At 72.9% G+C, this 9,733-nt stretch carries 10 protein-coding genes; all 10 read right to left on the minus strand.

Going from position 1 to position 9,733, the window contains the following annotated elements; all coding sequences use genetic code 11:
• Nucleotides 1-326: aldehyde dehydrogenase family protein (locus ACFPZN_RS54990; RefSeq protein ID WP_378293216.1), on the minus strand; the 326-nt coding region annotated here is incomplete at its 3' end.
• 2 nt (nt 327-328) lie between these two features.
• Nucleotides 329-1,282 carry a deoxyribose-phosphate aldolase gene (gene deoC, locus ACFPZN_RS54995; protein ID WP_378293218.1) on the minus strand — a complete coding sequence of 318 codons (954 nt, stop codon included), beginning with the start codon at nt 1,280-1,282 and terminating at the stop codon, nt 329-331.
• Nucleotides 1,275-2,273 (minus strand): ABC transporter permease, encoded by a 999-nt coding sequence (locus ACFPZN_RS55000; protein ID WP_378293220.1) that lies wholly within the window; start codon nt 2,271-2,273, stop codon nt 1,275-1,277. The genes deoC and ACFPZN_RS55000 overlap by 8 nt, the downstream gene beginning before the upstream one ends.
• The gene (locus tag ACFPZN_RS55005; RefSeq protein ID WP_378293222.1) at nt 2,270-3,775 is read right to left on the minus strand and encodes a sugar ABC transporter ATP-binding protein; all 1,506 of its coding nucleotides are present in this window, start codon (nt 3,773-3,775) and stop codon (nt 2,270-2,272) included. Before ACFPZN_RS55005 ends, ACFPZN_RS55000 begins: the two co-directional genes overlap by 4 nt.
• Entirely contained in the window at nt 3,772-4,728 is a 957-nt protein-coding gene (locus tag ACFPZN_RS55010; RefSeq protein WP_378293224.1) for a sugar-binding transcriptional regulator, read from the minus strand. The genes ACFPZN_RS55005 and ACFPZN_RS55010 overlap by 4 nt, the downstream gene beginning before the upstream one ends.
• The gene (locus ACFPZN_RS55015; protein ID WP_378293226.1) at nt 4,718-6,241 is read right to left on the minus strand and encodes an FGGY-family carbohydrate kinase; all 1,524 of its coding nucleotides are present in this window, start codon (nt 6,239-6,241) and stop codon (nt 4,718-4,720) included. The genes ACFPZN_RS55010 and ACFPZN_RS55015 overlap by 11 nt, the downstream gene beginning before the upstream one ends.
• A 43-nt stretch (nt 6,242-6,284) precedes the next feature.
• Entirely contained in the window at nt 6,285-7,331 is a 1,047-nt protein-coding gene (locus ACFPZN_RS55020) for a galactitol-1-phosphate 5-dehydrogenase (RefSeq protein ID WP_378293228.1), read from the minus strand.
• Between the two features lie 37 nt (nt 7,332-7,368).
• Nucleotides 7,369-8,346 (minus strand): substrate-binding domain-containing protein, encoded by a 978-nt coding sequence (locus ACFPZN_RS55025; protein WP_378293230.1) that lies wholly within the window; start codon nt 8,344-8,346, stop codon nt 7,369-7,371.
• Between the two features lie 130 nt (nt 8,347-8,476).
• Complete coding sequence (locus ACFPZN_RS55030; RefSeq protein WP_378293233.1) at nt 8,477-8,917, minus strand: heat shock protein transcriptional repressor HspR; 441 nt, start codon at nt 8,915-8,917, stop codon at nt 8,477-8,479.
• Nucleotides 8,918-8,955: 38 nt separating this feature from the next.
• Nucleotides 8,956-9,733 (minus strand): Hsp70 family protein (locus tag ACFPZN_RS55035; protein WP_378293235.1); only part of this gene is annotated, 778 nt, incomplete at its 5' end.

Below are 9,733 nucleotides of genomic sequence, written 5' to 3' on the forward strand. Positions count from 1 at the left end.
CCGTTGTCGATCGACTCCAGCACCGCCAGCTCACGCGAACGCTCCTGCACCAACCGCGCGATCCGGAACAGGTACTTGGCCCGCTCCCGACCCGGCATCGGCCCCCACACCCGCTCATAGGCGGCGCGCGCGGCGGCCACCGCGCGATCGACGTCGGAGGCGTCGGCGCAGGCCACCTCGGCCAGAGTGTCCTCAGTGGACGGATCGATCGTCTTGAACGGCTCACCATGCCCGTCCACGAACTCCCCGTTGACGAACAGGCCGTAAGAGGGGCGGATGTCGACGATGTCCCGCGACTCCAGCGCCGGGGCATACTCCAAAACCATGCTCAGTCCAAGGTGAAATAGTCGGGACCCGAATACACACCGGTGGCCAGCTTCCGCCGCTGCATCAGCAGATCGTTCAGCAAACTCGAAGCACCAAGGCGGAACCACTCGGGGGTCAGCCAGTCCGGACCGGCGACCTCCTTCACCAGCACCAGATACCGGACCGCATCCTTGGTCGTCCGAATGCCCCCCGCCGGTTTGACGCCCACCTGACGGCCCGTCGCCGCGCGGAAGTCGCGGACGGCCTCCAGCATCACCAACGTCACCGGAAGCGTCGCCGCCGGAGACACCTTGCCCGTGGAGGTCTTGATGAAATCGGCACCCGCGCGCATCGCCAGCCACGACGCGCGGCGCACGTTGTCCAGGGTGACCAGCTCACCGGTCTCGAAGATCACCTTCAGATGCGCACCCCCGCACACCTGCTTCACCGCGGCGATCTCACCGAACACCTTGCCGTAATCCCCCGCCAGGAACGCGCCCCGATCGATCACCATGTCGATCTCCGACGCACCCGCCGCCACCGCCGCACGCGTATCGGCCAACCTGGCCTCCAGCGGCGCCCGGCCCGAGGGGAACGACGTCGCCACACTCGCCACGCCCACGCCACTCCCGCGCAGCGCCTCGACCGCTACACCCACCAGATCGGGGTACACGCACACGGCCGCGACCTTGGGGACCTCGGCATCACCGGGATCGGGACGGACGGCCTTGGCGCACAACGCACGCACCTTCCCCGCCGTATCCGCCCCCTCCAACGTGGTCAGATCCACCATCGCGATCGCCAGATCGATCGCCTCCGCCTTCGCCGAGGTCTTGATCGAACGCGTCGACAGACGCGCCGCCCGCTCCTCGGCACCCACCTGATCGACACCGGGCAGACCATGCAGGAACGCGCGCAGCTCCCGGGCTGTCGGCGGGCTCTCGCCCGGCGCGAGGGTGAGGGTCGGTTCAGGCATGGTCTCCCCTGTTCTCGAGGATGCGGTTGAGGATGAGGGCCGCCACCAGGATGAGGCCGGTCACGAGCATCTGGAAGAAGGAGCTCAGGCCGACCAGGTTGAAGAGGTTCTTCAGGACCGAGAGCAGCAGCACGGCGACGAACGTGCCGAAGATCTTGCCCCGGCCGCCGAAGAGGTTGGTGCCGCCGAGCACGACGGCGGCGATGGCGTCGAGTTCCAGGCCGCTGAACGCGGTGGGCTGGCCGATCGTCAGGCGCGAGGTGAGCAGGATTCCGGCGAGCGCGGCCAGCAGCCCGGAGATGGCGAAGACGGCTGTGGTGACGGCGCGCACGGGGAGGCCGGACAGGCGGGCCGCCTCGCGGTTGCTGCCGGTGGCGTAGACGTACTCTCCGAAGGTGGTGCCGCGCAGCACGAGGGCGGCGACGACGGTGACGCCGATGAAGATGAGGCCCACGATCGGGACGTACCCGATGAAGCCGCCGCCGAGCAGCTGGAAGCCCTCTCCGAGGTCGCCTCCGGCGGGGGTGCCTCCGGTGAGGAGGTAGGTGAGGCCGCGGATGCTGGTGAGCCCGGCCAGGGTGACCATGAAGCTGGGCAGTGCCAGGTAGGCCGACAGCCCGCCCATGAGGGCCCCGGCGGAGGCTCCGGCGGCGAGGGTGAGCATGATCGCGAGCAGTGGATCGAGCCCGTCGGAGATGAGGACGGCGACGAGCATCCCGGCGAAGGCGGCGGTGCTGCCGACCGACAGGTCGATGCCGGCGGTGAGGATGACCAGGGTCATGCCGACGGCGACGATGCCGGTGAGGCTGGACTGCTGGAGCAGGTTGGCGATGTTGCGCGCGGTCAGGAACTCGGGGGCGAGCACGGCGGCCACCACGCACAGCAGCAGGAAGATCACCAGCAGGTTGCCGTTGCGGAGCAGGTCGAGGCCGCGTTGCCGGGACAGCATGCCGGCGCCCGCGAGCCGGGGCTCGGACACGGTCTGGGTCATGGCGTGGCTCCAGTGATGACGGTGTGGGCGATGTCGGCCTCGGGGGCGGTGCGCGGGTCGAAGCGGGCGATGTTGCGGCCCTCGTGCAGCACCCAGACGGTGTCGGCGTGCGCGGTGAGCTCGGCGAGCTCGCTGCTGGCCAGCAGCACGGCGACGCCGTCGTCGGCGAGGCGGCGGACCTGGCGGTAGAGGTCGGCCTTGGCGCCGATGTCCAGTCCGCGGGTGGGCTCGTCCAGCAGCAGCACCCGCATGCCGCGGGTGATCCATTTGGCGAGGACGACCTTCTGCTGGTTGCCGCCCGACAGCTGGCCGACGGGCTGGTCGGGCGAGGCGTGCTTGACGCCGAGTCCGGCGAGGACGGGCGCGGTCATCCGCCTGCCGCGCCCGCGGGGCGCGGCCCAGCCGAGGGCGGCGATGGCGGAGTTGCGGGCGACGCCGAGGCCGAGGAAGAGTCCCTGTTCCTTGCGGCTCTCGGGGACGAGGGCGAGCCCGTTGCGGACGGCGGTGCGGGGGCCCGCGACCTTGAGCGGCGCGCCGTCCAGCCGGGCGCGGACCTCGCCGCGGACGGCGCCGAACAGCGCGTTCAGCAGGGTGGTGCGCCCGGCGCCGGCCAGCCCGGCCAGTCCGACGATCTCGCCGGGCCGCACCTCCAGCCCGGCGACGTCCAGGATGCGGCCGACCCGGACCCGTTCGACCGAGAGCCGGGGGGCGCCGGACGGGACGGGGTGGTCGGTGCGGCGGACCAGGTCGCGGGCCTCCCCGATCATGGCGGCGACCAGTTCGTCGTGGGTGGTGGTGGCGAGGTCGAAGACGCCGACGTCGCGGCCGTCGCGCATGACGGTGGCGCGGTCGCCGATCTCCGACACCTCGTCCAGGCGGTGCGAGATGTAGATGATGGCGCGGCCCTCGGCGGCCAGGCCGCGGATGACGGAGAACACGACCTCCAAATCGCGCCCGCCGAGGGTGGCCGAGGGCTCGTCCATGACGATGACCTTGGCGTCGGTGGTGAGCGCCTTGGCGATGGCGGTGAGCTGCTGCGCGGCGATGGGCAGGTCGCCGACGCGGTCCTCGGGGGAGAACGTCCCGCCGAGCCGGGCGATCAGTTCCCGGGCCGCCGCCGACCGCTGCCGCCGCCGCACCAACGGGCCGCGCGCGGGCGCCCGTCCGAGGAAGAGGTTCTGCGCGACGGTGAGGTCGGGCGCCAGGTCGAGCTCCTGGTAGATGACGCTGATGCCGGCGGCGATGCCGTCCTGGGGGCCGGCGCAGCGCAGCGGCCGGCCGTCCAGGACGATCTCGCCGCCGTCCGGCCGGTACGACCCGGCGAGGATCTTCATCAGGGTGCTCTTGCCCGCGCCGTTCTCGCCGAGCAGGCAGTGCACCTCCCCGGCGCGGACGGTGAGGTTCGCGCCGTCGCACGCGAGCGTGCCGGGGAAGCGCTTGACGATTCCCTTCATCCGCAGGAGCGGGGGCCCTCCCCCGCTCCCCGGCTGCCGTTCGCTCATGAGGTCTCCAGCAGGTGGGCGGCGGTGTGGTGGTCGGTGACCAGGACGTTGCAGATGCGGCTGGCCACGACCGCGCGGCACACGCGGTGCTTGGCGGCGCCGGTGGCCACCGCGATCGACCAGGTGCCGGCGCGCAGGTCGTCCAGGGTGACGCCGAGGGTGCGGCGGTCGAGTTCCTCCCGGACGATGCGGCCCTCGCCGTCGATGAAGCGGCCGACGACGTCGCCCACGCCGCCGGCGCCGGCGATGGCGTCGACGTCGGCGGAGGTGAGGTGGCCGGACTCGACCAGGACCGAGTTGTGGGAGAGGGCGCCGGGGCTGAACAGGAAGGCGCCGCAGTGCCGGGCCAGTTCCAGCACGCCCGCGACGGAGCGGTCGCTCTCCAGCGCCTCCCGGGTGGAGCTCTTCTCCACGATGGCGGGGACCGACAGCAGCGTGACGGTGCCGCCGCCGTGGTGGGCGAGGCGGCTGGCCATGTCGGAGGCGGAGGTGGGCCGCCGGGTGCGGCTGAGCCCGCCGTTGACCTGGACGACGTGGACGCCCCTGGCCCAGCCGGGTGGGATGTGCGCGGCGACGGCATCGAGGGTGCGTCCCCAGGAGACGCCGAGGGTGCGCGGGGAGGGGCTGAGGTCGGCCAGGTACTGGGCGGCCACCCCGGCGACGCGGTCGCGCAGTTCGAGGTCGCCGTTCACGCCGTCGGCGGGGACGACGACGGCGTCGCGCAGCCCGTACCGCTCGACCAGGGCGCGCTCGTCGGCGTGCCGCCGGTGGCGCGGGTGGACGATCTCGATCCGGACGATGCCCGCCGTACGCGCCTCGGCGAGCAGCCGCCCGACCTTCCACCTGGTCAGGTGCAGTTTGCGGCCGATCTGCTCCTGGGTCTGGTCGCCCTCGTAGTACATCTCGGCGACCCTGAGCAGCAGGGCCTCGTATCCGGGTTCGTCAGGGTTCATCGGTCTCTCCGCTGGGCCGGCCGAGCCGGTGCGCCACCTCGCGGGTGGCGGCGGTGGCCTGCCGGTAGAGGGCGTATCCCTCGTCGTAGGCGCCGTTCGCCGCGGGCGCCGAGGGTTCGACCAGGGTGGTGGCCGGGGTGAACGCCTCCGCGGCGGCGGCCAGGTCGGGGTGGGCCCCGGTGGCGGTGGCCGCGATGACCGCGCAGGCCCGCAGCGTGAGGTTGTCGCCCGCGCCGACCAGCCGCAGCGGGCGGCCCAGGACGTCGGCGGTGATCGACAGCCACAGCGGGTTGTGCTGGATGCCGCCGGAGACGTAGATGTCCTTCACCGGCACCCCGGCCTCGAGGAAGGACTCCAGGACCTGGCGGGTGCCGTACGCGACGCCTTCCACGGCGGCCCGGTACAGCTGCGCCGGGGTGGTGCCGAGGGTCAGGCCGAGGACGGCGCCGCGCAGCGCCGGGTCGCGCAGCGGTGTCCGGTTGCCCATGAAGTAGTCGAGGACGACGAGGCCGTGCTCGCCCGGTCCCACCCGGGCGGCCTCGTCCCACAGCTCGGGGAGCCGTTCGCGGCTGAGCCCGAGCATGTCCTCGCTCACCCAGCGCAGCACCGAGCCCGCCGAGACCTGCCCGCCCTCGACGAGCCAGTGCCCGTCGCGGAGCGCGTCGGGGTAGGGGCCCCAGATCGCTGGGGTGAACACGGGGTCCTCGATCTCGGCGACGAAGGCGTTGGAGGTGCCGCAGACGACCGACAGCCGCCCGGGCTCCAGGCCGCCGGTGGCCAGCAGCGACAGGTGGGCGTCGATGCCGCCGACGGCGACCCGGGGCGTGCCGCGCAGGCCGAGCTCGGCGCCGGCCGCGGCGGTCACCTCCCCGGCCGTGGCGCCGACCGGCAGCACCTCGGGCGGCAGCTTCCCGGCCAGGTCGGGGACGCCGAGCGACTCGTACAGCCCGGTGGGGTAGCCGTCGCCGCGCGGGTCGTGGTTGGACTTGCAGACGGCGTTCATCCGCGAGGCCGTCCACGTGCCGGTGAGCCGCCAGGTGAGGTAGTCGACCGCCTCGACGATCCGGGCCGCCCGCCGGTAGGTCTCCGGTTCGTTGCGGGCCAGCCACATCGCCTTGGGCACCAGCCATTCCACGGCGTCGGCGCCGCCCGCGTACCGGAGCACCGGGTGGCCGGTGCGGGCGGTGAGCTCGGACTCGGCGCCGGCGCGGGCGTCCATCCAGAGCAGGGCGGGGCGCAGCGGGCGGCCGTCGCCGTCGAGGACGACGACGGTGGAGGCGGTGGTGGCCACCGCGACGCCCGACACGGCCGGGCCGCCCGCCTCGGCGAGCGCCTGCCGGGTCGCGGCGACGACGGCGCGCCACCAGTCCTCCGGGTCCTGCTCGGCCCGGCCCGGCCGCGGGTAGCCGGTGGCGTACCCGTGCCGGCCGGTGCCCAGCACCGCGCCGCCGGCCGTGTAGACGGCCACCCGCGCCCCTTCGGTGCCCAGGTCGATGCCCAGGAGCGCGCTCATGTCCCCTCCCCTCCGCCGTCCGGCGGGCGGGGCGCGGTCCCCGTCACGCGCCCTCGCCCGGCCGGAAGAGTACCTTCGAGCTGAATATGGAACGTTCCCCCAGCGCGCGCATCGTCTCCGGCAGCGCGTCCAGGCCCAGCTCGTGCGTGATCATGAACTTCCAGCGCAGCGCGCCGGAGGCCATCGCGTCCACCGTCGCCCGCCACTCCTCGCCGGGGAACGGCGCGGAGAAGGAGTTCCACGCGCCGTGCAGGGTGATCTCCCTGCGGAGGAAGGCGTTGAAGGTGTCCTTGGCCAGCTCGACCGGGGCGTGCGGGATGCCGATGAAGACCGCCTCGCCGCGCCGGGCGCACAGCGAGGCCGCCATGTCCGCGGTGACCGGGCTGCCCGCCGACTCCACCACCACGTCGTACCCGTCCCCGGCCAGGTCGCGCGCCTGCTCGGCGCCGGAGGCGGTCTGGGTGGCGCCGGCCTCCTGCGCCATCGCCAGCTTCTGGTCGTTGACCTCGACGGCCAGCACCTCCGAGGCGCCCGCCAGCCGCGCCCACTGGATCGCGAACAGGCCGATCGGCCCGGCGCCGACGACCGCCACCCGGTGCCCGATGCCCAGCCGGGTGCGCCAGATCGCGTGCAGCGCGATCGCCGCGGGGTCGACCATCGCGGCCGCCTCGGCGGACACCTGCTCGGGGACGGTGAACAGGTTGCCCGAGGGCACCGTGACGTACTCGGCGTACGCGCCGTCGCGACGGCTGCCGAAGTAGTCGTAGTCGAGGCAGAGGCTGAACCGGCCCCGCTGGCACTCCGCGCAGACCCGGCACGGGATCAGCGGCGGGACGGTCACCAGGTCGCCCTCGGACGCGCCGCTCACGCCCCGCCCGGCCGCCACCACGCGTCCGGAGAACTCGTGGCCGCACACGACCGGCATCCGGTGCGCGCCCGCGGTCAGCATCCGGGCGATGTCGGAGCCGCAGACGCCGCAGGCCTCCACCCGCACCAGCGCCTCGCCGGGGCCCGGCTCGGGCCGGGGCACCTCCTCGACGCGGATGTCACCGGGCGCGTGCAGCACGGCCGCGAGCATTCTCTCAGGCACGATGTTCCTTTCCTGCTTGTTCTCAGCCGGGGGTCGTTCAGGAGGCGCGGGCGAACACGGTGTCGCCGGCGTACCTCGCGGCGTTCGACGGGTCGACCAGGCCGGTCCCGGCGTCCACGTACGACGGCACCTTCTCCCCGTTCCGGACCTTGATCGCGGTCTGCGCGGCCAGCCCGCCCATGCCGATCGGGTCGTTGAGCGCGGTGGCGACGTACTGCCCCGCGGGAATGGCCTTCACCGCCTCCATGAGGCCGTCGACCCCGGCGACCTTCACGTCGGTGCGCCGGTTCTCGCGGAGCACCTGGAGCGCGCCGACCGCCATGTCGTCGTTGTGCGCGTAGACGGCCTTCACGTCGGGGTTGGCCTGCAGCAGGTCCTGCATGGCGCCGACCGCCTTGGCCCGCAGGTAGTCGCTGTACGGGCCCTTGACGATGCGGATCTTGGAGTTGGCGGCGACGCCCTGCTGGAACCCGTTGCCGCGGTCGCGGGCCACCGCGCCGCCGGCGTCGCCCTGGATCTCGATGACCTTGCCGCCGCCGGGGCCGAGCGCCTTGGCGACCCGCTCCCCGACCAGCCGTCCCATCGTGACGTTGTCGCGCCCGACATGGGTCTGCGCGCCCGTGGGCACCGGCCGGTCGACGGTGACCACGGGGATCTTGGCGGCCTTGGCGGCGGCCAGCCCGGCGGCGACGCCCTTGGGGTCGACCGGGTTGACCAGGAGCACGTCCACGCCGCGGGTGATCAGGTCCTGGATGTCGTTGTTCTGCTTGGTCACGTCGCCGTTGGCGTCGGCGAACAGCAGCTTGGCGCCGGCCTTGTCCGCGGCCTGCTGCGCCCCGTTCTTGAGCTGGACGTAGAACGGCGACTGCTGGGTGACCTGACTGAAGCCGATCACCACCTGGCCGCCCTTGTCCCCATCGTCCGACCCCGAGCCGCCCGGCCCGGTGGAGACCGAACACGCCGACGCCGCCGTGACGATCGCCGCCAGCGCTCCGACCAGGAACGTTCTCCGCATGCTGCCCTCCCGGGTTGTGTTTCGGGTCACAACGTAAAAGGGCATTTCATGCGGCCGCAACATATGCGTAACCGTTTGCTCATGTGAGCAGCGCGGGCCGGTGCCCGGCTCTGATCAGCGGATTCGCCGGCTAGTCGGTCAGCCGGCGCCGGGCCAGGACCACATCGGCCCGCCCGGCCGGGGGCGGCGTCCGGGCACCGTCCTGCCCGGACCCGCGGCGCAGCCGCGCCAGCCGGGCGGCCACCGCGCGGGTGGACTCCAGCTCGTCGCGGAGCCGGCCGACCAGGCCCCGCAGCCGGCCGACCTCGCCGCGCAGGAGCTCGGCCTCCCGCTCCAGCGTGAAGATGTATCTGATCCCCGCGAGGTTGATCCCCTCCTCCTGCGTGAGGCGGCGGATCTCGCGGAGCGTGACGATGTCGCGCGCGCAGTAGCGGCGCCCGCGACCGCTCGTGCGTTTCGGGCAGACCAGCCCGAGGCGGTCGTAGGTGCGCAGGGTCTGCGGGTGCAGCCCCGACAGCTCCGCGGCCACCGAGATCACGTAGACCGGCGTGTCCTCGCCGACGGCGTCCACCGGCGCCCTCCTCTCCTCCGCCGCCCCGGGGGCACGGTTCAGCCGGTGCCGTCGCGCTTCCCGCCGTCCTCGTCGACGACCTCCGCGTCGACCACCTCGCCGTCGTCCTGACGGGTGCCGCTCTGGCCGGACGGCCCGCCCTCGGGGTTCTGCGCGTACATGGCCGCGCCCATCTTCTGGCTGGTCCGGGCGAGCTTCTCGGCGGCGGTCCTGACGGCCTCGAGGTCGGTGCCCTCCAGTGCCTTCCTCACCCCGGCGACGGCCTCCTCGACCTCGGCCTCCGTCTCCGCGGGGATCTTCTCGCCGTTCTCCCGCAGGAACGTCCCGGTCGAGTGCGCCAGGGTGTCGGCCCGGTCGCGGACCTCGACCTCCTCCTTGCGGCGGGCGTCTTCCTCCGCGTACTCCTCGGCGTCGCGCATCATCTTCTCGATGTCGTCCCTGGGCAACGCCGATCCGCCGGTGATCGTGATCGACTGCTCCCGGCCGGTCGCCTCGTCGCGGGCCGAGACGTCGACGATCCCGTCGGCGTCGATGTCGAAGACGACCTCGATCCGGGGGACGCCGCGCGGGGCGGGCGGGATGCCGTCCAGCACGAAGGTGCCCAGCCTCATGTTGTAGGCGGCGATCTCCCGCTCGCCCTGGAAGACCTGGACGCCCACCGAGGGCTGGTTGTCGGTGGCGGTCGAGAACGATTCCGAGCGCTTGGTGGGGATGGTGGTGTTGCGCTCGATGATCTTGGTGAAGATGCCGCCCTTGGTCTCGATCCCCAGCGACAGCGGGGTCACGTCCAGCAGCAGGACGTCCTTGACCTCGCCC

The sequence above is a fragment of the Actinomadura rugatobispora genome (assembly GCF_042656285.1).
GTDB lineage: Bacteria > Actinomycetota > Actinomycetes > Streptosporangiales > Streptosporangiaceae > Spirillospora > Spirillospora rugatobispora.

Coding starts and splice junctions, on each gene's coding strand:
- deoC (WP_378293218.1), bottom strand. CDS start 1,282: ATGCCTGAACCGACCCTCACCCTCGCGCCGGGCGAGAGCCCGCCGACA.
- ACFPZN_RS55000 (WP_378293220.1), bottom strand. CDS start 2,273: ATGACCCAGACCGTGTCCGAGCCCCGGCTCGCGGGCGCCGGCATGCTG.
- ACFPZN_RS55005 (WP_378293222.1), bottom strand. CDS start 3,775: ATGAGCGAACGGCAGCCGGGGAGCGGGGGAGGGCCCCCGCTCCTGCGG.
- ACFPZN_RS55010 (WP_378293224.1), bottom strand. CDS start 4,728: ATGAACCCTGACGAACCCGGATACGAGGCCCTGCTGCTCAGGGTCGCC.
- ACFPZN_RS55015 (WP_378293226.1), bottom strand. CDS start 6,241: ATGAGCGCGCTCCTGGGCATCGACCTGGGCACCGAAGGGGCGCGGGTG.
- ACFPZN_RS55025 (WP_378293230.1), bottom strand. CDS start 8,346: ATGCGGAGAACGTTCCTGGTCGGAGCGCTGGCGGCGATCGTCACGGCG.